The organism is Gardnerella sp. C0026F2, from assembly GCF_056590715.1.
The window spans coordinates 598,434-621,426 of record NZ_JBWPWR010000002.1; the positions used below are offsets into that span (position 1 = coordinate 598,434).

Here is a 22,993-nt window from a genome sequence, read left to right on the forward strand (position 1 = left end):
AATGAAACAAATCAATTCAAACGACGAAAAAGAAATTCAAACTGCAGTTACTGGGCAAATAGAAAAAATATCATCTATAACAGATAAAAATGATATTAAAGAAAATTGCGCGAATTCTGTAGAAAAAATACTTTTTATGTATGCTACGGCTGTCAGTGATGTTGGAACTGTTCGTAGTAATAATCAAGATTCTGCATTTGCTGGTGAACATTTAGCTGCAATTTGCGACGGAATGGGTGGTCATGCTGGAGGAGATACAGCTTCTACTATAGCGATTCGTTCTCTTGCACATATTGAACAAGATTCAAGACCACATGATGTTAAAACTGTTTCTTCGATGATGGAAACATCGATTATGGCTGCTCATGATGCGATTGTTGGTAAAGCTAAACGTGAGCGTCGTCTTGCTGGAATGGGAACGACAGTTACTGCAGTAACTCTTGTAAAAGGATACTGGGTTCTGGCTCATTTAGGCGATTCTAGAGCGTATTTACTAAGAGATAATCATCTTATGCGCATGACTACTGATCATAGTTATGTTCAGCATTTGATTGATACGGGTCATATTACGCCTGAAGAGGCGCGAAATCATCCTCAACGAAATGTTGTTATGCGAGTGCTAGGTGATTTTGATATAGATCCTCGCCCTGATATTGCTTTGCGTTCGGCGCATCCTTCTGATCGTTGGCTTCTTTGCTCTGATGGATTGTGTGGAGTTCTTGAAGATTCAACTATTCAAGATGTGATGAGTAGTATTTCTAATCAAGAAGAGTGTGCTCAAAAATTAGTGTCTATGGCACTTCGTGCTGGTAGTACAGATAATGTTACAGCCGTTATTGCAGATGCAACGCTTGCACTTGATGCTGATGCATTTGATCTTCCACATCAAACTCCGCTTATTGGAGGAGCCGCAAGTAATGATCTCGAATCAATTGCAGATATAGTAAATAAAGCAGTAGCTTCATCACCAGCATTGCGCGAAGATAAGAATTCACCAGCTCAAAGAGCAGCCGCGCTAGCTCAAGATGACGATAATTCTGAAAATACAAATGAAGGAACAATATCCATTACAAGAATTGTGCAACCTTCACATATTCGCGAAGAAGATGGAGAATTACATACACCTGACACTAATGAGATTCCTATAGTCAAAAAGAAGAATGGTAAAGTTTCCACGGATCCTCATGATCCAGATGTTGCTCGTGCTGTTAAACATGAGCAGGATGAGGCGCATCGTGCTCATTCATTGAGGCGCAGGTGGACTCGCATAGGAATATCTTTGGTAATATTGCTAGTATTATTTGTTATTTCTGCAATAGGCTACGGAGTATATGCGTGGACTCAAACGCAATATTATATTGGAAAAGACAGTAACAAAGTTGTTATTTACCAAGGAGTTCCAACAAATATTTTTGGTATTGCATTATCTCACGAAGTGGAATCTACCAACATTCCTGTTAATAAACTAGATAAATCTTGGCAGGATCAATTAAAAGAAGGAATTAGTTTTGGCAGCTTAGCTGAGGCTCGTGGTCATGCTTCGTTAATTCGTCGAGAAATGCGTGCTCGAGAACAAGAAAAACTTAATGAACAGAATCAAAAGAAATTAGAAAATAAAATAAATAAAAATAAAGATAACGCGAAGCAGGAGGGTAAAACCTCATGAATATGATTGCTACGCGTATAAGACAGATAGCATTGTTGCTTTTTGCAACTCTACTTTCTGGAATGGCGTTTTTACAGATGTTTTTCCGTGTTGACGGTTATATTTCTGCTAATTATGCAGCAATGTTGATTCTTGTTATGGTGCTGTTTTTTGTATTTTGGGGTGTTCTTCTTGTTAAACAGCCATATGCAAGTCAAGCTATTTTACCTTGTATTATGCTTTTAACTGCAATTGGAACAGTTCTTATAGCTAGAATCGACAGACAAAATAATACAAATGTTGCAATAAAACAAATGGTGTGGATTTGTGCGGCACTAGTATTATCAATTATTTTCGTTATTCTTTTGAAAGATTATCGCATTTTAAGGCGTTTTTCTTATGTGAATATGGTTATAGGCTTAATTCTTTTGCTTTCGCCTATGGTTCCTGGGTTAGGTAAAGAAATTGGTGGAGCGAGAATTTGGATAGGTTTTGGCGATCACACAGTGCAGCCAGGAGAGTTTGCTAAGCTTTTCTTGTCGTTCTTCTTTGCAGCCTATCTGTTTAATCATCGTGATCGACTTGCTGTAGGTGGAAATAAAGTTTTGGGAATTCACCTTCCTCGCTTACAAGACATGGGGCCTATTGCTTTAGTATGGGCCGCATCAATGGGCGTGCTTGTTATTCAGCATGATCTTGGAACGTCGTTGATGTTCTTTGCAATGTTTGTGTCGATGTTGTATGTTGCAACAGGTCGCAGAGGGTGGATTGCTGTTGGAGGTATTGCTTTTGTAGCTGGATGTTTGATGGCAGTAAAGTTATTCGCACATGTGCAATATCGTGTGGATTCGTGGCTTCACCCATTCGACAATGCTGTTTATAATCGTTTCCCTGGTGGTTCAGCGCAAATTGTATCTGGATTGTTTGGTTTGGCTGCTGGAGGAACAACCGGAACAGGTTTAGGACAAGGCCATCCTTCTATAACACCGCTAGCTAATTCTGATTTTATTTATGCTTCTGTTGGTGAAGAGCTTGGTCTTACTGGGCTTCTCGCAGTATTAGTTTTATATTTAATTATTATTGCATCCGGAATGATTACTGCAATGAAAATTAAAGATGGCTTTGGAAAATTATTAGCTTCAGGGCTTGTTTTTACTATGGCTTTCCAAGTGTTTACTGTTGTTGGTGGAATTACTTTGGTTATTCCATTAACCGGTTTAACTTTGCCTTATATGGCAGCTGGAGGCTCTTCTTTAGTTGCAAATTATTTGCTTGCATCTTTGCTTATTGTTATTTCTCACGCTGCAAATAAGCCTGAATCTGCTCCTGTTTCAGATACTTTCCAATACGCTGCCTTAGCAGCATTGCGCGAGCGTGAATTGCAAGAGCGAGCTAAGACAAATACAAATAATAACGAATATAACAATACAAATTATGAAAATAATATAGATTCTTCTGCTGTTATTTCCTCTTCAGAAAGAGGTGATAACAATGAATAAAAGTCTTAGAGAACTTTTTACTGCAGTATTGGTACTTTTTGTAATACTTGGTATTTCTAGTACACTTATTACTTCTATTAAAGCGAATGCTTTGAATTCTGATCCTCGAAATCGCAGAGCTTTATACCATGAGTTTGGTGCTCCGCGTGGAGCAATACTTACATCAGATGGCACAGTTATAGCGAAATCTGAACCATCTAAGGATGCTTTTGTGTATCAACGTCAGTATTCTAACGGATTAGTATATGCTCCAGTTACTGGATATTTTTCTATTAGCCAACGTGCAGATAGAGGAATTGAGGCTTCTCGCAATAGCTTATTAAGTGGAGAATCAGACGCTTTGTTCTGGCAAAAATTCCGTTCATTATTTACTGGAGCAACTAATCGCGGAGCTTCTATAGAGACGTCAATTGATTCACGTTTGCAAAATCTTGCTTACAATATTCTTAAAGGCAAAGATGCAGCTTTAGTTGCAATTGAGCCAAAAACCGGAAGAATTCGTGCTATGGTAAGCACTCCAAGTTATGATCCAAATGATCTTGCTCTTCACAATATTAATGAAGTAAATAAATCGTATGAGAACATAACATCAGATGTGTCAAATCCTATGCTGAATCGTGCTGTTTCTGAGCTTTATGCTCCTGGCTCTACGTTCAAAACTGTTGTTGCTGCAGCAGCATTAGAATCTGGAAAATACAAACCTGATACGAAAATACCTGCCGGTGAGAGCTATGTTTTGCCTGGAACCAAAACGTCTCTCACAAATGTCACTTACCAAGCAAATGGTGTTGATGGAAAAATATCTTTTGAGGATGCTTTAGCATATTCGTCTAATACTGCTTTTGCTCAATTGGGTAATGCTTTAGGCTCTGACGCAATTGTAAAGCAGGCAAGAAAGTTTGGATTCTTCGATTCGCTGACCATTGATGGTTCTGATTCTACTGGATTCCCAATGCGATCCGTGAAATCTACTTTTTCTATTAAGCCAACTCCAGATAGATTAGCTCTGGAATCAATAGGTCAAGGTGATGCTAAAGTTACACCTTTGCAAAACGCTATGATTGCGGCAGCTATTGCAAATAATGGAACATTGATGAAGCCTACTCTTGTTGATTGTGTAAGATCTAGTGATTTGTCAGTATTGTCACAAACTAGACCAACTATTATGAACCAAGTAATGAGTAGTGACAGTGCATCTAAATTAACTTCTATGATGCAGGCTGTTGTTACAAAAGAAAATCCTAATCTTGCTTTACCTAATATTCATGTTGCGGCTAAAACAGGTACTGCACAGATTGGAATGTATAATCAAGCTGCTAATGGTTGGGTTATTGGATTTGCTCCTGCTGAAAATCCTAGAATAGCTATAGCAGTCATAGTACATAACACAAGCACATTTGGTAGCTATGCGGCAGGACCTATTATGCAACAAGTGATGAAGGAGGCGCTTAAACAATGAAACTCGTTGAAGGACAGTTAGTTCATCATCGTTATAGACTTGATCGCCGCCTTGCTCAAGGCGGTATGGGAGAAGTTTGGAAAGGCTTTGATATTCAACTTGGGCGAATTGTTGCTATTAAAGCGTTACGTACAGATACAGTAAACGTTGAAGCAAAGTTACGCCGTCTTCGTGCTGAAGCGCATAATTCTGCCAATTTAGCGCACCCTAATATTGCAGCATTATTTGACTATTATGAGCACGATGGTATTGGATTCCTAATTATGGAATATGTGCCAAGTAAATCATTGGCAGATTTGTATCATAAAGAAAAAATTATTGAGCCTACCAAGTTACTTCCTATTCTTATTCAAACAGCTCGAGGACTTTTTGTAGCTCATTCTCATGGCGTAATTCATCGCGATGTAAAACCTGCAAATATTATGGTTTCTGATACTGGCAATGTGAAAATCACAGATTTTGGTGTGTCATATTCTAGCGACCAGGAACAAATCACTCAAGATGGAATGGTAGTTGGAACAGCTCAATATATTTCTCCAGAACAAGCGCAAGGTGAGCAAGCTACTGCACAATCTGATATTTATTCGTTAGGTGTTGTCGCATATGAAGGTTTGTGCGGACATCGTCCATTTACAGGAGCAACGCCAGTAGATATTGCTGCTGCACATGTTAATGATCCTGTGCCACCTTTGCCAGAAAATTTTGATTTGCAATTGCAACAGTTTATTATGTCTATGCTTGCAAAGAATCCAAAAGATCGTCCAAAAGATGCATTAGTCGTGTCGAAAGTGTTATCTCGCATTGAGCGCAGATTGCTAGATCAAGAAACAGCCTTCAACAATACAACAGGAGTACTTTCTACAAATTTGCGTCAGCGAAGATGTATTAAGAGTATGCCTCAAAACCAAGTAAATATTATTAACATTTTTAATACCAATGATCGCAAGGAGCAGCAATGAATACCACAATGCCTACCTCATTAGCGAATGGTCGATACGAATTAGGGGAGCTTATTGGTCGCGGTGGCATGGCAGAAGTGCGTGTTGCTGTTGATAAGCGCTTAGGTCGTACAGTTGCTGTGAAAATCATGCGTTCTGATTTAGCGAACGATGAGATTTTCCTTTCGCGATTCCGCAGGGAAGCGCACGCAATTGCGCAGATGAACAATCCTAATATTGTAAATATTTACGATTCTGGAGAAGAATCTGTTATAGCAGAAAATGGCTTAGAAGAGCGTTTGCCGTATCTCGTAATGGAATATATTAAAGGAAAAACATTACGTGATGTTCTAAAAATGAATGGAGCTTTAAGTCAAAGAGACGCTGAACAAGTTATGCTCGGCGTGCTCAATGCTTTAGAGTATTCACACAGAATGGGTATTATTCATCGCGATATTAAGCCTGGAAATATTATGATTTCCGAGCAAGGCTTAGTAAAAGTCATGGATTTTGGAATAGCTAGAGCTCTTGATGATTCTGCAACAACTATGACACAGTCTCAAGGTGTTGTTGGAACAGCACAATACTTGTCTCCAGAGCAGGCTCGCGGTGAACAAGTAGATATGCGCTCTGACTTGTATTCTGCAGGATGTGTGTTGTATGAAATGCTAACTGGGCGCCCTCCTTTTATTGGAGATTCAGCTGTTGCTATCGCATATCAGCATGTTTCAGAAGTAGCGACTCCTATTAGCACACTTGTTCCTGGTATGCCTGCTATGTGGGACAAGATTTGCGCTAAAGCAATGGCAAAAGATAGACAAAACAGGTATGCCACAGCATCAGAATTTAAGAATGACATTCTAGCGTTTATGAATGGCGGAGTTCCTGTTGCAGCAGCGTTCAATCCGTTGACTGATTTAGCTAATATAAAGGCGCGTAAGCAGGCTGAGCAGAATGCTGCAAATATGGCTATGGGAATGACAGATGGTGCTGCAACTCAATCGTTTAATCCTATTACTGGTCAAGTTGAATCTGCAAATATTGCATTTTCTCCTAGCACGCGTGCGTCGCAAAGAGCGACAATGCAAGCGCAACGTCGTAAACGCGTAGTAATCGGATCTATGGTTGGAGTGTTGGTAACACTATTAGTTCTTCTAGGTGTACTGTTTATGCTCAATCGAAGTCGTGCTACTGGAGATGTTGTAGTTCCAACATTTATGGAAACAACAACTCAAGATGCTGCCCGTGAAAAGTTGCGTGCACTTGGTTTGGTTCCAGATATTCGTGAAGATGATCACTCTTCTCAACCTGAAGGAACTTTCACTAAGCAATCGCCGCGTGGAGGTGAGCATGTTGCTTCTGGATCCAAGGTGACTGTATGGTTCTCGGTTGGACCACAATCAACTCGCGTGCCAGATGTGAGTGGTAAAACGCAAGAAGCTGCTCGTAAAATGCTTGAACATGCTGGATTTAAAATTGCTAATGTTCGAGTAGAAGATAGTGCAGACATCAAGAAAGATCATGTAACTCGCACGGATCCTGACGCAGATTCGTTTGCTGATAAGGGTACGTTAATTACTTTGTATATTGCATCCGGATTAACTAAAATTCCTGACGGTCTTGTTGGACAAAGCAAAGACATTGTTATCAGTCAATTAGAGAATTCTGGTTTTACTACGGATGTAGTTAAGGAAGATTCAGATAATGTTCCTGAAGGTTCTGTAACTCGACTAAATCCAACATCTGGTTCCTCTGTTAAACCACACAGCTCTGTTACTGTGTATGTTTCTCAAGGTGCTCCAAAAATTGAAGTTCCTAGTATAGATCTTGGCGCTGTTACATTCAAACAGGCAAAGAAAATACTTGAAGCAAAAGGCTTGAGAGTTGTATCTGATTCAATGGCAAAAGATGACGATATAGTCATTAGTATGTCTGAGGAAGCAGGAAACAAGGTTGAGAAAGGCAAAGCAATTACATTAATTACACGCCCAAGCCTTAGCTCCCCGTCTGATTCAGACTGATTAAGACTGATTCAGATTTGTTTTAGATTGAATCTGTAAAAATAAATAATATATATATGCTGCTTGTGCTACAAGAAAAGTAGAACAAGCAGCATTTTTGTATATCTAATGAGAATCCGTATATAGCTTATAAAAATTAATGCGTGAAAATAGATCTGCAAAAATAGATTTATATTAAGTTGCAGAGCATGTTATAAAACGAAAAAATAGCTGTTTAAGATATGTTTATTTGTTTAGACATAGTTTTACAGCAATGCATGATTTTATACGTTTCTATAGGCTTTTATTTTATTAATAAAAACAAAAGGCGACTGCGCTTAATACGCAATCGCCTTAAATGTTTTTATTTTGCAAGTTTTAAAGTAATTTAAGAATATTTAAAACTTACTATTCAATCCATTGTCATATAGTTGTTGAGTAATTAGACATCTGCTGAAGTAATGGAATTGTAGATGCAGCCCAAGGGAAAATCCACTGGAATAGCACTAACACAATGAAGAAATAAATCAGAATCGAAAGAATCCAACGAATCACTGTGATGCCTGGCTGTATGCGCAAAATGCCGCCAAAAATGCTTATGTCAGGCTTTCTCTTTAATCCAGCGCGAATAGCGCGAAGTTCTGGCCATTGCCAAGCGATTGCTCCTGCTGCGAAAATCATCACATATACTAACAGAACAAACACCATAATTGGCACTAGTGAAGAAAGTTGAGAAGCTAGAGATTGTTGTTCATTGTTAATAAACTTCACTTTTCCTTGCTCGTCAATAGTGGAAAGTTCTTTTGGAATACCATCGCTAATCTTTGCCCAATAAGCAAACGTTGCGTAGCTAATCCAGCGATGAGTTGCAGCAGTATACTTAGGCTCACAAGTTGTAAGAGTAAGCATACGTTTTGTTGGTTTCTCACCAGGATGCTCAGGATTTGCATCAACAACTTCACCGTGATCTGGTGTAACAATCTTGTAAGAAGTGTATTTATAGACGAACCAATAATCCTTTGTGCGAACCACTATTGGGTCGCCAGGTTTCAGTAAGTCTACGTCTCCCAATGGCTGACCATAGCCATTTCGGTGTCCTGCTACTGCAAAATTACCCATTGCGCCAGGCATTTGCGTGGTTGGATAATGACCCAAACCGCGTTTGCTTAATATTTCTGGCGTAATTCCTTCTACAACATTTCGTTCCCACTGATTTCCAAAACGTGGTACATACAAACGAGCTATAAGGTCATCAGACTTTGGTTTTTTTAAGGCTGGCGGGTCAGTATTCTGAGGTAAAGCAATCTTTGTTTTATCACCAGTTTTTGGGTTTTGCCAAGATATTGCTTGACGATCCTCTACTTGAGTGTGCTCAGCCTGCTCTCCAGTCCACCACATTTGCCATGCAATGTACAGTGCGCAAATAACTGCAAAAGCTATCAACAGTTCGCCAATAACTCCAGCGGCTTGCCACCAGAAATTCGAGCTGCTACGCTTCGTTTTTCTTTCCTGCATATTAGCAGATTGCATAGTGTGCTACTCCTTTATTGATGTATGAAGACTTTGCAACATATTTTATTTGTTTAGCACTTTAGGAACTGTTGCGTACCTTAATGGTTGCAACAAAGCCGATGCCTCAGGGAATCGCAGATTATTCTTTTTCTCCACTTTCCATCCTAATCCAAACGAACTTACGTACTCCTTGTAGGTGTTTATGGCTGGTGAATTGTTTAGAGCATCGACCATGCCATCCATTGGACCAATAGCAGATATTTTATACGGTGGCGAGTACTGATGACCTTGCAGCATAAGAACATTACCAATACAAATAACTGCGGAATTAAATAATACTCGCTGATCTTGAATAGTTATTGCTTCTGCGCCGCCGCGCCACAAAGCATTTACTACAGCTTCAATATCTTGTTGGTGGATTACGTAATCATTAATATTTCCGGATGTTCCGGAACCATTAACCGCTCCTTTCCAAAGAGGAGAGTCGTTAAGAGTTACAACAATTCCAGGTCCTTCAAGTTTTGGAAGTACAGTACTGCTTCCAGTATCAGAAGATTCTTTTCCTTCACTAGTGCTGCTGCCAAGCGTTTTATTAAGTAAATTAATTTTAGAATCTAAAGATTTTATATCTTCTCGTAAATTTTTTGTGCGCTGCGAATTTCTTTCAACCATTTGACTTGTATTAGAAGTCACAAAAGCAGAGCGGTTTACGCGCAAGTTAAGAACGAATAAATAGCCGGTAAGAAATACTGCGACAGCAACAGCAAAACTGCTTAACAGCGAGTGTTGAGCACGATGTTTCCCAGTTCTCTTAGCCATATTTCGCCTTCATTCTTCACGCGTTCGAGTGTAACCACTATTATAGCGTGTAGCCGATTGATTGGAGAGTTACAGTTATGGCTGATGAAGAATTGCACACGACTGCAGCTGACGACGCTGCAAAGAAGAGCGATACGTCAAATGAGAATACTTATGGCGTTCCTATGGACGAAGTTGAAGCAGTGTTGAATGCTACTGCGGATAAAGCAACGCTTTCTCCACAGATTCAGCAAATGATGCAGCGACAAGCTGAAAATAGGCGACGCGTCGAAGAAAGCATTAAAGGCACAAAAGCTAATGCTGCATGGTTTGTGCCGCTGTTCTGCACATTAATGGTTGTTGGATTAATTTGGGCTGTTGTTTATTATTTGAACCCTGTGCTTCCAATTCCTGGAATTGGTGCATGGAATTTAGTTATTGCATTAGTAATAGTAATGACTGGGTTTATTATGACAATGTGGTGGCGTTAGTCTGTAAAACAAACTGTTTAATATGTTTTAAAAGTAGCTATGCAAATTGTGTAGCTACTTTTTATTTTGTTGCTGCTACTGCGCGAATAAGTATATGATTTTTATTGCTATCAGTTGTTGCAATAATTCTTGTGTTTCCGCCATCTTGTAGGTTTAATTTTTTTCGCAATGCTTCTACTGGTATTGGAAAGTTACGAGTAACAATATTTGCATGAGTAATATCAGCAAAAGTTTGTTTTATCTCGCGTTTATTCATGCTGCATACATTTTCAATTTTCCATATTTTTCCCGGAAATTCTGAGTAGTACTCTTTCGATACGTAAACATGACTATTTGCACTGATTTGTTGTATATTGTATTGAGTTTCTAACAATGAAAAACAACCAGCTTTCATGATTGCTGCATTCGGTTCATAAACGTATTGCGACCATTCTTGCCAGTTATTTATATCTAAATTTTCATATTTTTTATTATTTTCTTCTATATTATTTAAAACATTTGATTCAGGCTGTATTGATACCTGATTTGTTGAAGTATTGTAAGTTGCTTGTATAACAGTTATCTGATTGTCGTTTACGCAATATACTGGTACTTTTGTGTGCTGAGAGTTGCTGAGTATTATCAATAGTTCCTTGCACTCGTTACTATGTGCGACTATATGTACGGCTTCTACATTGCCCTTAAAATCGCTAACTGTTTTGTGCCAATCAAGCATTGGAGAAAGTTTAATAATCACTATTTCTGCTTTAGCGAGCAACTGATTTTTAAGATCTAATACGTTTGGAGTGCAATCTTCAATAGCGTATGTGCGAGATCCTTGTTTGTCACGACGAGCTGGATCGACGTATATTATCGTTGACTTAGGAATATTTTTGAGTGCATCAAGGCTATTGTTGTTGTAGCATTTTACGTTTGTAATACCAAGTGCATTCATATTGTGATGTGCAATGCTAGAAAGTTCGTTTTGCTGTTCAATACAAATAGCAGAATCGAAAACTTCAGACATTATTGCGCAATCAACACCAAAGCCGCCAGTAAGATCCACAAGTGTGCTACTAAAATTTTCTGAATTTAATTTGTTGAGTAATTCTTTTGCAACATTTGCTTTGTATTGTGCTGTTGATTGAGAAGAACACTGTTCCATAGAAATGTGTGCAGGATATATGACTTCGTTGCATGAAGCCCATTTTGGCAGTTTTTGTTGTGCTATTTGTTTACCTGCTATTTGGTTAATTGCAAAAGGTATGTCGATATTCGCGTTGCGGGGTGCTTTAAGAGCAGCTTTGCTTGGTGACAATTGTGCGTTTTCTTTAATAAAAGTGAGTGTAGAAGCGTTTGCTGGTTCGATTGTTTTTGGAACTTGAAGTGTAGGCATGAATCTTATTCCTTATTGGGGTGTAGAAAATTTTAGAGCAAGTAAAGTTTAAAATTATTTAACCAATAGGTTAGTCCACAAAAAATTTAAATTGTGGATAACTCTTATACACTTGTGCACAGGTTTGAAAAAGGCAAGTTATCAACGTTTGTGATTAACTATGTGGATAACTTATATAGTTGTCACCAATTTAGGCACAACTTATACACAATCCTGTGCACATTGGTGGAAAACTACACGCATGTAATTTAACAAATTATGCCTTCAAACAAAACATTGCACAAGCAGTGAGAATAGCAAATAGTGATACAAAATATACTAAGAAACGCGTATTAAACGAAGCTTTTTTAAGCAGTGGATTTTGCACTCCGAGCAATGCTGCAATTGCAGTGCCCGAAACTAAACCTCCAACGTGTGCTTGCCAAGCGATATTAGGTACAATAATTGGCATAGCGAGAGTAATAGCAATCCAAATAATTGTTCCTCGCATGTTTTCCCCTAGTCGCCATTGTGCTACGAGAAGTGCGCCTATAAGTCCCATAATAGCTCCTGAAGCACCGTATGAAGCAACGAACCAATTATTAGTGAGTTTGCACCATACGATATCAGCTACGCTTCCGCCAAAGCCGGATATTAAATATAATCCAAAAAACTTCCATTTACCGAAGAATCGTTCTAATTCAACTCCGAGTGACCAAAGACATAGCATATTGAAGAAAATATGGGTTAAATTTGGTGCGTGAATAAACAGTGATGTGAACCAAGTCCAAGGTGTTTGCAACGCAGTAATTGGAAGAAAAGCAGTATAGCTTATTAGAGTCAAATAATAATTTGGGTATGCAAAGTTTAGTACCATTTCCAATATCCAAATAAAAATGCATGAATATACTAAAATTGCTGTGGTCGTGTTACAACGAAGTCTTATATTATTTAAAATATTTTTAATATCAAAGTTGTGCATATGCTTATGATATCGGTTTTGCTTCACAAATTTAATCAATAACATTATTTAAAAAAGATGCAACTCTGAAGAAAAGCAACTATGATAGTTATTACGCGACAAAAAGCGGTATAGATTGTTGACTTGGACGAGCAGGTCAGCTTAACCGGAAAGGAGCCATCATGGAGAACAGATCCTCTGGCGGTTGGAAGTTCTTTGCACTGCTCTTCGGAGCACTGCTCGCAGGTATTGCTGCGTTGTATGTGTACAAGCAGCATAATCCTGATTATGACCCTTGGGAGGAACCATGGGAGAACAGTTCTTCGCCAATTGACCTAGGGTTAGAAAAAGAAGAGAAAGAAGCTAACGATACTCCTGCCGCTGAGGCATAAGTGACATTTGCTTTATAAAGTTTATAAAGTCCAAAATGAAGGCGATTGCGTATATTCGTAGTCGCCTTTGTCTGTAACTACTAAAGAAGTGTTGTAAACAAAAGCGCTTGTCTTGTACGCAATTTAACTAAAAACTAAACAAAAGGCGGAAACTGATTAACAGCTTCCGCCTTTTATTTTTTATGTATTGCTATTAGAGAATACTCAATTACTCAGCAACAGGTGTTGGAAGAGCACCAGTGTGCCAAATGCGATCGAGGTAATCTTCGATAGAGCGGTCAGAAGAGAAGTAACCAGAGTTGGCTACGTTCAAAACTGCCATGCGAGCCCACTTCATTGGATCGCGGTAAGTTTCCTCAATCTGAGCCTGAATATCCATGTAAGAGCTGAAGTCAGCCATTGCCATGAAGTAATCATGTGTAAGCCAATCGTTAACGAGTGGCTCATACACGCTCTTGTCACCGTTGGAGAAGGTGCCGTCAGCAACCATATCCACAGCAGTCTTCAAGCGAGGATCAGACTCATAGTACTTACGGGATCCGCCGTGATCATAGCCTTCAGCGTAGAGCTTCTCAACCTCGTCAACGGTCATGCCGAAGAGGAAGAAGTTCTCAGCGCCAACGCGCTCACGAATCTCAACGTTTGCACCATCGAGAGTACCAACAGTCAAAGCACCGTTCAAAGCGAACTTCATGTTACCGGTGCCGGAAGCTTCCTTACCAGCCTGAGAAATCTGCTCATCCAAATCGGTGGCAGGAATCAAGTTCATAGCAAGTTCAATGTTGTAGTTCTCTGGGAAGAACACTGCGAGCTTGCCCTTGCATGCTGGATCGTTGTTCACCACGCGAGCAACATTGTTGATGAGCTGAATGGTGAGCTTTGCCATAGCATAGCCTGGAGCAGACTTAGCGCCGAAGAACACGGTGCGTGGAAGCATCTTGTCTACGTCGATTGTGCCATTCTTGATTCCAGCGTATGTGGAGATAACCTGGAGGATCTTCATGGACTGGCGCTTGTACTCGTGCAAACGCTTAACAATGGTGTTAAACATAGTGTCTGGGTTGATTTCAAAGCCATACTTGTGCTTTGCGAAATCAACGAAGGCAAGCTTGTTCTGCTTCTTAACTTCAGCAAACTTCTTAACGAATGCCTTGTCGTCAGCCAATGGCTTCAAACCTTCGAGAAGCTCCAAATCACCCTGCCATGCGTCAGTACCCAAGCCCTCAGTAATAAGAGCAGACATGCGTGGGTTGCTCAAGCGCACGAAGCGACGAGGAGTTACGCCGTTGGTGACGTTCTTGAACTTATCTGGGTAAACGCTGGAGAAGTCCTTCAAAGTGACATCCTTCAACAACTCAGAGTGAAGCTCAGCAACACCGTTAACGTAAGAACCGCCGTAGGTAGCCAAGTAAGCCATACGAACTACAGCACCTTCGCCATTTTCGTCAGCGTCGGTAGCGATGCGCATGCGCTCAACCTGATCCTCAGCAACGCCCTTACCACGAAGCTCGTTGCGGAACTGCTCGCTAATGCCTTGAATGATTTCAAGGTGGCGTGGCAAAAGTTCGCCGATAAGCTTGGCTGGCCAAACTTCCAAAGCTTCTGGAAGCAAGGTGTGGCAAGTGTAGTTGAAGGTCTTGGTGGTGATACCCCAAGCGGTGTTCCAATCGTAGCCGTACTCGTCCATAAGAACGCGCATAAGCTCTGGAATGCCGATAACTGGGTGAGTATCGTTCAACTGGAAGTTAATCTTGCTTGGGAAGGTGGTGAGATCCGGCTTATCCTGACCTGGATAGAATACGCGGATAGCATCATGAATAGAAGCAGCTACGAAGAAGTACTGCTGCTCAAGACGCAAAGCCTTGCCTTCTGGAGTGGAATCTTCTGGATAAAGAATCTTAGAAATGTTTTCCGCTGCAACCTGTGGCTTAACAGCGTCCAAGTAATCAGACTTATTGAAGGTGAGCAAATCAAACTCGTCGTAAGATTTAGCAGTCCACAAACGAAGAGTGTTTACGCGACCAGAATTATAACCTGGAACCATGTAGTCAACTGGTACTGCACGGACAGACCAAGCTGGCTTCCAAACGCGCTTGCCGTTTTCTTCTACAACTTCACCACCGAAGTTGACGCGCTGGTCACGACCATAATCAATGTGACCCCATGGCTCTTCATTGCTAAGCCAGTAATCAGGGGTTTCAACCTGCTTACCTTCTTCATCAAAGCGCTGCTTGAAGATGCCGTAACGATACTGGATGCCGTAGCCAAATGCTGGAACGCCAATAGAGGCGAGTGAATCGATGAAGCAGGCTGCGAGACGACCCAAACCGCCGTTACCCAAACCTGGTTCATACTCAGCATCGATAACAGCCTTTGGATCAAAGCCAAGCTTAGTAACAGCCTTATTGAATTGGTCAGTGAGACCAGCGTTCAACAAAGCGTTCTCAAGCTGCTTACCCATCAAGAACTCTGCGCTCAAATAGCCCACAGCCTTGGTATTGCCATTAACCATGTCATGCTGAGTCTGCATCCAAGAGTCCATCAAGTGACGACGAACTGCGGTAGCAGCGGCAACATACACATCTGCCGTAGTGGCCTGCTCTGGCGTTACACCCTGGGTGTACTTGAGGTGCTCTTGAAGTTCTTTGGCAAATGCCGTCGCAGTAGTTTTGGCTTTCGGCGCGACGTGTTTAGTCATATTTGACTCCTTGTGCCGTTTGATATATTTCCTAAAAGTGTGCAGCCTAAAACTTTGTGTTTAGACAATTAAACCATCACCATTTTGCAGATAACTTTTTCAGATAACTACAAGAGGCATGTGAATGCACACGATAACCCCAAGAATACCACAACCTAATCCCTTTAAATATTTGTATATAACGTCTTAATACAAATATATTGCTGAAAGTAGGTTGTTTAGAAGATAATAAAAAATATGTCAGTAATACTTGAACGAGATATAAAACGAGGACAATGTGCTTGGCAATCCTGGTGCGAATCTTCTATTAAAGCGCTTAGCAATGGCGTAGAAGCCACGCAAATAAATAGTAATATTTTAAATATCTCTTTAAGCGACGAAGCTTTAGCAGTTAGATATTCTCTATATCTTCTTGAAAATAAGGTGCCTGGGTGTGCAGTAGAAGTAAGAGTTGCGCCTTTTGGTGCAGTAAAAATTTTGGAAGGACCGGCTTCGGATCCGCATAATCTCACGCCACCAGATGTTATTGAACTTGAGCCTAAAGTATGGCTTCGATTAGCGAGTGGTGTTACTAAATGGCATCAAGAACAGGACTTTGGCAACATAAGTGCAATTGGCGAGCGTGATGATTTAAGCGATATTTTGCCGTTGTAAGTTGGCTTTATGCAGCTTAATTGCGTATTTGCAGCGTGTATTTACAAATATCCTGGGCAAACAATATTTCGAATGCCCAGGATACGTAAATAAAATAATTTTAATAAATTTAATTTTTAAATGTCGTGTTTATGTATGAAGTTTGGAATTGGCATAGGGATATGATGATGCACTGGCGTGTGCGCTCCCGAGTTTGTAGAAGAGTTTTCGCTGCTCACAGCTTTTGCAGCTGCTTCCGCAGCCCACTTGGCATACTCGTCTAAATCATCTTCGTTTGAAGCATCAACGGCATCATTTTCTTGATCTGTGTCATTCTCTTCTGGAAGATATGTATCTTCCTCATAGCTTTCGCTCGACGCAAATGGATCGAAGGATCCTTGTCCGGGTTCGCTGGAGTTAAGTTCCTTAGCAAGCTCGTCATAATCCGTATCGGTCGTCAGGTATTTGAGCTTACGGGCAATTTTCTGTTGCTTTGCCTTCTGTCGTCCGCGGCCCATCTGACCCCCTCTAAAAATTAAGTAACAATCAGTTCATCACACAAGAGCGTACCACTTAACCGCAACCGAGTATATTGTCTGTGTAAACTTTTACCATAAAAGCCATATTTTCAGCGTAAAAATACGCACAATTAAGGAGCCTAAAATGCCGGAAGAAGCACAGGTCACAGCTGCTGGTAATGAGATGAGCGCGAGCTTCCTTGCAGCGCGTAAACGTTCAGATGCAACGCTTGAAAAGTTAAAAGCTAGCCCTTCGTCTTTTACTATGCTTACTGGAGATCGCCCAACTGGTCGTTTGCATTTAGGACATTATTTTGGATCTATTCGTGAGCGTGTTGCAATGCAGCAGCGCGGAGTAAAAACCAATATTATTATTGCAGATTATCAAGTAATTACCGATCGTGACACCACTGAGCATATTGAAGATAATGTTTTGAATTTAGTGTTGGATTATATGGCTGCCGGAATTGATCCTGAAAAAACAATGATATTTACTCATTCCGCAGTGCCTGCAGCAAATCAGCTTATGTTGCCTTTCCTTTCGCTTGTTACAGAAGCAGAATTACACAGGAATCCTACTGTAAAGTCGGAAATGGAATCATCTGGACATGCTTTAACCGGATTGCTTCTTACGTACCCAGTGCACCAAGCTTGCGATATTTTGTTCTGCAAAGCTAATGTTGTGCCGATTGGTAAAGATAATTTGCCGCACGTTGAAATCACTCGTACGATTGCGCGTCGTTTTAATGAGAGATACGCAAAAAAGAATCCAGTGTTCCCAGAGCCGGCAGCAATTTTGTCTGATGCTCCTGAAATTCCAGGATTGGACGGACGAAAGATGAGCAAATCTTACGGTAACTCGATTATGCTCGGGGCTACTGCCGAAGAAACTGCCAAATTAATTAAGAAGAGTCCAACTGATTCTGAGAGGATGATTACTTTTGATCCAGTAACTCGTCCGCAAGTTTCTGCGCTTCTTACTACCGCAGGCTTAGTTACAGGCAGGGATCCTAAAGATATTGCTGCAGAAATTGGTAACGCTGGTGCTGGCGCATTGAAAGCTTACGTAATTGAAAACGTAAATAATTTCTTGGCACCTCACCGTGAGCGTCGTGAAGAACTTGCAAAAGATATGGATGCTGTTCGAGACATTTTGCATGACGGCAATAAGCGTGCAAATGCTATTGCAGAAGAAACGCTTTCTCAAGTGCGAGATGCTATGGGAATGAAGTATTAATTAAATTTCAATAAGTAAATTAATAAAAAATAAAGCCGCTCGCAAGAAAACTTGTAAGCGGCTTTTTGTTAAAAATTAACGGGCTGAAACTTAGAACATCACACGTCGTAACGCCAATTTTTATCTGTAATAACGCGTGCTACAGCAAGACCAATAGGTAAGCAAATAATTACCATGAAAGCGCGGAAAGTCCAGTCTAACGCTGGAAGCGTGTGAAATTGACCAAGATAAAACATTGCGCGATACATATAAAGTCCAGGAACCATAATTACGATAGATGGAACCGTAAGACCTATTCGTGGATAACCCAAATATTGAGGCGCTAATCCGTGACGAACGATAGCTCTCCAAGCAGAAGCTAGCAAGCCTGCCAATAAAGCACCGCTGAAAGCTGCAATTTCGGCAGCGACTCCAAAATCTGTCATAGTTAAGCGAAGAGTATCTGTAATAGCTCCAATAACTCCTGCAACTATGCACATGCGTTGTGGAGAATTAAACAGCACTGAGAAGCCCCATACTCCAGCAAAAGCTGTAATAAGTCGAAGAACTGCGTTAAGCCAAGGATTTAATCCGAGAGGAGGGAAGCCTTGAGGATTGAGCTGTACAAGGCTTGCAACCGTCCATCCTGCAAGAGTTCCCATCAAAATAATCGCTAACGTGTAACACAGTCGTTGAATTCCTGAAGGGAAATCAATTTTTGCAATATCTAAGCCGCCTGTAATAAGAGGGAATCCAGGAATAACAAACAACACTGAGCCAATGTATGCAGTTGTATGATTGAGCGCGCTAGGGTCAAAGAAGCCAATAAGACGCAAAGCCCCAATGCATGATAGTGCACCTATTGCAACAGCTACGAATGTAACTACAAACTGGTTTAGATGCTTCATAAACATTCTGCGACGAATATAGTGACCGATTCCTGCACCAATAAAAGCACCAATCATGTCGTAAATACCGCCGCCAAGCAAGAACGCAAAGGATGCGCAAGCAACTGCCGAAGCAAGACCAGCAAACCACGGTTTGTATAGTGGTTTCCTATTTTTAATCAAATCAAGACGGTCGTGTACTTCCCTAACTGTAAGAGGATGATCATTTTTAGATTCGTCATTACTGTTGGATGCGTTTACGTGCGAAAAATGTTCAGCGTAAGCACTTTCTGGTTGCAATGCAAAAATTCCGCGCGGCTTTTCTTTTTTTATAGCTTCTTGCAATGCTTTCTTTTTTGCAATTTTAGTAGCATTTTCTTCAGACTGCTTAGCTGTTCGTACAATAGTATGTTCGTCGTCGCTCGCTTGCAAAGTGTCAACTAATTCCTTAGAAACAGCAGCTTTAGAGTGATATAAAGAATCGTTTCCAAGCTTGACGTTAAACCAATCTGCAAAATGTTCTAGAAGCCAAATGCGCTCAGTGTTAACACCTGTGGTTGGAAGATCTACAACTTCAGTAATTCGCTCATGCTTATCAGTGCAAGTTGCTTCAATATCTGTGAGATTCACGTCCGCGCGCACGTGTACGCCCATCGGTTCGCCGATTCTGTGCATAAGCTCGCGAACTCGGTAGCTTCCTGTGCCTGCTCCTAAGCCGAGTGCACCGACGCGAATAATAATACTCGATTTCGCAGCAATTCCTGCTTGTGTAACTGGCTTATCCCAATCTCGCTCAACATCGTCCATATCGAGTGGAATAGCATGAGTATGAAAACGCCCAGAAGGTTTTCCAACTATATGACCAGTCGAAAGAATTTCAGGCTTATCGCAATCGCAGTTGTCGGTGCTGTTGTCGTGTGTATTATTCTCAATATTATTCTCTGCTGTACTCACAATTTTTTAGTATACGCAACCCCGTTGCCGAGTTATATTTTGTTGATAAATCAGCATTCTTTAAGACGTCCGGTGGTAGTTTCACAATTAACTTGGTATCTCGCTGGAAACAAGGCTGTGGGCTTGCAACTTCTGACCTACATAACCGCGGAGGAGCCGCGGAAGTCAGACGACCAAGCAACCTTAGTCTGGCGTAAGGAGGTCTGATGGCAACAGAAAATCAGCAGGTTACTCCGGCAGACGCAACTATTGTTACGTCTGGTTTAGGGCGAAAAGGCCCAGAGGAGCGTGACCTTCCAGCATCACTTAAGCAAGACATGGATTTGTGCTTGCATATTCTTCGCGATGTTCTTGGCGAATTCGATGAAAAATTATTAGCAGTATTCGACGATGTGCGTTTGAATGCTGTAGAAGCTAGTGCGGCTCATTTTGCGCAAATGGTAGACGCAAAAGTAACTGCAGATGATGGCTTAAGTAAAGCTGTTAGCAAGCTCAACGGAATGAATTTGCACGATACGCAGCTTTTAGCTCGTGCTTTCGCAACATATTTCCACTTGGCAAATTTGTGCGAGGAAAATTATCGTGTTTCTGTACTTCATCAGCGTGAATGTGAAGTTGAAGATTCATTGCCTGTTGATCCAGTTAACGAACTAACTTGTGCTTATCACAAGTTGCTCACTGAAATGAGCCCTGCTGAAGCGAAAGAATTGCTTGCAAAGCTTGAGTTCCATCCTGTATTTACTGCGCACCCAACCGAAGCTCGTCGTAAAGCCGTTGCAGGTAAGATTCGCAGAATTTCGCAATTATTAAGCGAACATCATCGTTTAGGCGGATCTGATAAGCGCGAAAATTATCGTCGCCTCTATAACGAAATCGATGCGCTTCTTCGCACTTCTCCGATTGCTTTGAAGAAGCCAACTCCGGTTGAAGAAGCGGATACTATTCTTGACATTTTTGACGCTACATTATTTGACACTATTCCAGTCGTGTATCGTCGATTTGACGATTGGCTTCTTGGCAAGAAGGCTGGATTAGTTCCTCCGCGTTGTCCTGCATTCTTCCATCCAGGAAGCTGGATTGGATCGGACCGAGATGGCAACCCTAATGTGACAGCTAAAGTGAGCCGTCAAGTCGCTCGAAAGTTTAGCGATCACGTGCTTGCAGCTTTGGAGAATCGTACTCGCGAAGTTGGCAAGTGCTTAACTATGGAAACTCGTACAACGCCTCCAAGCGTAGAGTTGCTTGAGTTGTGGAATCGTCAGCGCGAAATGAGCGAACAGCTTACAGAAAACGCTTCAGATGTTTCTAATAGTGAGCCGCATCGCGCTGTAATGTTGGTAATGGCTGAACGTTTGCACCGCACTATTAGCCGCGATACGGATTTGATGTATCATTCTTGCGAAGATTTCATTGAGGATTTGCAAATTGTGCAACGCTCTTTGGCAGAAGGTGGAGATCCTCGTGCTGCATATGGTCCTTTGCAGGATTTGATTTGGCAGGCGCAAACTTTCGGATTCCACATGGTTGAAATGGAATTCCGCCAGCATTCTCTCGTGCATTCTCGCGCTTTGGAAGATATTCGCGAGCACGGATTGCATGGCGAACGCGGTCCGCTTCAGCCAATGACTCGTGAAGTGCTCGACACCTTCCGCGCTTTGGGCGCAATTCAAAAGCGCAACGGAATGCGTGCTGCTCGACGCTACATTATTTCCTTCGCAAAATCTGCTCAGCATGTGCGCGACGTATTTGAGCTTAATCGTCTTGCTTTCGCTCACCCACAGGATGCGCCAACAATCGACGTTATTCCGCTGTTTGAGCAGCTTGAAGATTTGCAGAATTCCGTAAACGTGCTTGAGGAGATTATTAAAATTCCTGAAGTGCAGGCTCGTCTTAAGGCTACTGGTCGCAAGATGGAAGTTATGCTTGGCTACTCGGATTCTTCCAAGGATGCTGGTCCTACTTCCGCAACGCTTGCTTTGCATTCTGCTCAGGAGCGAATTGCTCAATGGGCTAAGAAGCACGATATTGATTTGACATTGTTCCACGGTCGCGGCGGCGCTGTTGGTCGCGGTGGCGGTCCTGCAAACCGTGCAGTGCTTGCTCAGCCAGTTGGTTCCGTCAACTGCCGCTTCAAGCTTACTGAGCAGGGCGAAGTTATTTTCGCGCGATATGGCAATCCAATTCTTGCTATTCGTCACGTTGAATCCGTTGCTTCTGCAACTTTGCTTCAGTCTTCGCCAAGTGTTGAGAAAACTAACACTGATATGACGAAGAAGTACGCAGATATGGCTGCAAAACTTGATGTTGCAGCTCATGAGCGCTTCCTTGACTTGTTGCAAACGGATGATTTTACTCCATGGTTCTCCACGGTTACGCCGCTTAGTGAGATTGGATTGCTTCCAATCGGTTCTCGTCCAGCTAAGCGTGGTTTGGGCGCAAAGTCTTTGGATGATTTGCGAACAATTCCGTGGGTGTTCTCCTGGGCTCAGGCTCGAATCAACTTGGCAGCATGGTACGGATTGGGTACGGCTTGCGAAAAGTTTGGCGATTTGGAAACTTTGCGCAGAGCTTACGAAGAGTGGCCGCTGTTTAGTACTTTTATTGACAATATTGAGATGTCTTTGGCTAAGACAGATGAGCGTATTGCTCGCATGTACTTGAGTCTTGGAGATCGCGAAGATTTGAGCGATAAAGTACTTTCAGAAATGCAGCTTACTCGCAAGTGGGTTTTGCAAATAGTCGACGACAAATGGCCTTTACAACATCGTCACGTGCTCGGTCAGGCTATTCGCGTGCGCTCGCCTTATGTTGACGCGCTGTCTGTAATCCAGTCGCTTGCATTGCACAAGCTTCGCAACAAGGTAGACAAAGAAGAGCTTAGCGAAAGCCAGCAGGCAGAGTTCATCTACCTTATTCTTTGCACTGTTTCTGGTGTTGCTGCAGGCTTGCAGAATACTGGATGATTTTATAAGTTTATGTGATTAAGAAAAGCCTTCGTACTGATTTATTAGCTGTGCGTTGGCTTTTCTTTTTATAAT

The 22,993-nt window shown here is 41.5% G+C and carries 17 protein-coding genes; 10 read left to right on the top strand and 7 right to left on the bottom strand.

What is annotated here, in order from left to right; translation table 11 throughout:
• The first annotated feature begins 1 nt into the window (after position 1).
• The 5 genes from AC1EK3_RS05110 to pknB are packed head-to-tail and all read left to right on the top strand — an operon-like array spanning position 2 to position 7,562.
• On the top strand, positions 2 to 1,666 hold the full coding sequence (locus AC1EK3_RS05110; protein WP_415683152.1) for a PP2C family protein-serine/threonine phosphatase: 1,665 nt from the start codon (positions 2 to 4) through the stop codon (positions 1,664 to 1,666).
• Positions 1,663 to 3,144 (top strand): FtsW/RodA/SpoVE family cell cycle protein, encoded by a 1,482-nt coding sequence (locus tag AC1EK3_RS05115; protein ID WP_391496111.1) that lies wholly within the window; start codon positions 1,663 to 1,665, stop codon positions 3,142 to 3,144. The genes AC1EK3_RS05110 and AC1EK3_RS05115 overlap by 4 nt, the downstream gene beginning before the upstream one ends.
• Positions 3,137 to 4,603: a peptidoglycan D,D-transpeptidase FtsI family protein gene (locus AC1EK3_RS05120; protein ID WP_480033051.1), complete on the top strand. Its 1,467-nt coding sequence runs from the start codon at positions 3,137 to 3,139 to the stop codon at positions 4,601 to 4,603. The genes AC1EK3_RS05115 and AC1EK3_RS05120 overlap by 8 nt, the downstream gene beginning before the upstream one ends.
• The gene (locus tag AC1EK3_RS05125; RefSeq protein ID WP_480033050.1) at positions 4,600 to 5,562 is read left to right on the top strand and encodes a serine/threonine-protein kinase; all 963 of its coding nucleotides are present in this window, start codon (positions 4,600 to 4,602) and stop codon (positions 5,560 to 5,562) included. Before AC1EK3_RS05120 ends, AC1EK3_RS05125 begins: the two co-directional genes overlap by 4 nt.
• Positions 5,559 to 7,562: a Stk1 family PASTA domain-containing Ser/Thr kinase gene (gene pknB / locus AC1EK3_RS05130; protein WP_480033049.1), complete on the top strand. Its 2,004-nt coding sequence runs from the start codon at positions 5,559 to 5,561 to the stop codon at positions 7,560 to 7,562. The genes AC1EK3_RS05125 and pknB overlap by 4 nt, the downstream gene beginning before the upstream one ends.
• A gap of 402 nt (positions 7,563 to 7,964) precedes the next feature.
• Here the strand turns inward: pknB and AC1EK3_RS05135 are convergent, their stop codons facing one another.
• Both AC1EK3_RS05135 and AC1EK3_RS05140 read right to left on the bottom strand, forming a co-directional pair.
• Positions 7,965 to 9,071, bottom strand: coding sequence for a class E sortase (locus tag AC1EK3_RS05135; RefSeq protein WP_415683149.1), 1,107 nt, complete (start codon positions 9,069 to 9,071; stop codon positions 7,965 to 7,967).
• Between the two features lie 45 nt (positions 9,072 to 9,116).
• Positions 9,117 to 9,872 carry a DUF881 domain-containing protein gene (locus AC1EK3_RS05140; protein ID WP_391496106.1) on the bottom strand — a complete coding sequence of 252 codons (756 nt, stop codon included), beginning with the start codon at positions 9,870 to 9,872 and terminating at the stop codon, positions 9,117 to 9,119.
• Positions 9,873 to 9,949: 77 nt separating this feature from the next.
• Here AC1EK3_RS05140 and crgA point away from each other — a divergent pair, with 77 nt between their 5' ends.
• Positions 9,950 to 10,342: a cell division protein CrgA gene (gene crgA, locus AC1EK3_RS05145; RefSeq protein ID WP_004106118.1), complete on the top strand. Its 393-nt coding sequence runs from the start codon at positions 9,950 to 9,952 to the stop codon at positions 10,340 to 10,342.
• A 61-nt stretch (positions 10,343 to 10,403) separates the two neighbouring features.
• On the opposite strand, the gene AC1EK3_RS05150 is transcribed toward crgA, so the two are convergent.
• Both AC1EK3_RS05150 and AC1EK3_RS05155 read right to left on the bottom strand, forming a co-directional pair.
• Positions 10,404 to 11,717, bottom strand: coding sequence for a THUMP-like domain-containing protein (locus tag AC1EK3_RS05150; protein ID WP_480033048.1), 1,314 nt, complete (start codon positions 11,715 to 11,717; stop codon positions 10,404 to 10,406).
• A 256-nt stretch (positions 11,718 to 11,973) separates the two neighbouring features.
• Positions 11,974 to 12,678, bottom strand: coding sequence for a rhomboid family intramembrane serine protease (locus tag AC1EK3_RS05155; RefSeq protein WP_480033196.1), 705 nt, complete (start codon positions 12,676 to 12,678; stop codon positions 11,974 to 11,976).
• 161 nt (positions 12,679 to 12,839) lie between these two features.
• Here AC1EK3_RS05155 and AC1EK3_RS05160 point away from each other — a divergent pair, with 161 nt between their 5' ends.
• Entirely contained in the window at positions 12,840 to 13,049 is a 210-nt protein-coding gene (locus tag AC1EK3_RS05160; protein ID WP_004106126.1) for a hypothetical protein, read from the top strand.
• A 208-nt stretch (positions 13,050 to 13,257) separates the two neighbouring features.
• On the opposite strand, the gene AC1EK3_RS05165 is transcribed toward AC1EK3_RS05160, so the two are convergent.
• Positions 13,258 to 15,747, bottom strand: coding sequence for a glycogen/starch/alpha-glucan phosphorylase (locus AC1EK3_RS05165; protein ID WP_415687052.1), 2,490 nt, complete (start codon positions 15,745 to 15,747; stop codon positions 13,258 to 13,260).
• 237 nt (positions 15,748 to 15,984) lie between these two features.
• Here AC1EK3_RS05165 and AC1EK3_RS05170 point away from each other — a divergent pair, with 237 nt between their 5' ends.
• Complete coding sequence (locus AC1EK3_RS05170; protein ID WP_421784858.1) at positions 15,985 to 16,401, top strand: sterol carrier family protein; 417 nt, start codon at positions 15,985 to 15,987, stop codon at positions 16,399 to 16,401.
• A 116-nt stretch (positions 16,402 to 16,517) separates the two neighbouring features.
• On the opposite strand, the gene AC1EK3_RS05175 is transcribed toward AC1EK3_RS05170, so the two are convergent.
• Entirely contained in the window at positions 16,518 to 16,898 is a 381-nt protein-coding gene (locus AC1EK3_RS05175; protein ID WP_415683145.1) for a DUF3073 domain-containing protein, read from the bottom strand.
• 145 nt (positions 16,899 to 17,043) lie between these two features.
• Here AC1EK3_RS05175 and trpS point away from each other — a divergent pair, with 145 nt between their 5' ends.
• Entirely contained in the window at positions 17,044 to 18,135 is a 1,092-nt protein-coding gene (gene trpS, locus AC1EK3_RS05180; protein ID WP_415688941.1) for a tryptophan--tRNA ligase, read from the top strand.
• A gap of 98 nt (positions 18,136 to 18,233) precedes the next feature.
• Here trpS and AC1EK3_RS05185 read toward each other — a convergent pair whose 3' ends face one another.
• Positions 18,234 to 19,955, bottom strand: a complete 1,722-nt coding sequence (locus AC1EK3_RS05185) for a threonine/serine exporter family protein (protein ID WP_480033047.1) — start codon at positions 19,953 to 19,955, stop codon at positions 18,234 to 18,236.
• A 206-nt stretch (positions 19,956 to 20,161) separates the two neighbouring features.
• On the opposite strand from AC1EK3_RS05185, the gene AC1EK3_RS05190 reads away from it, so the two are divergent.
• Positions 20,162 to 22,918, top strand: a complete 2,757-nt coding sequence (locus tag AC1EK3_RS05190) for a phosphoenolpyruvate carboxylase (protein ID WP_415687048.1) — start codon at positions 20,162 to 20,164, stop codon at positions 22,916 to 22,918.
• The last annotated feature ends 75 nt before the right edge of the window (positions 22,919 to 22,993 follow it).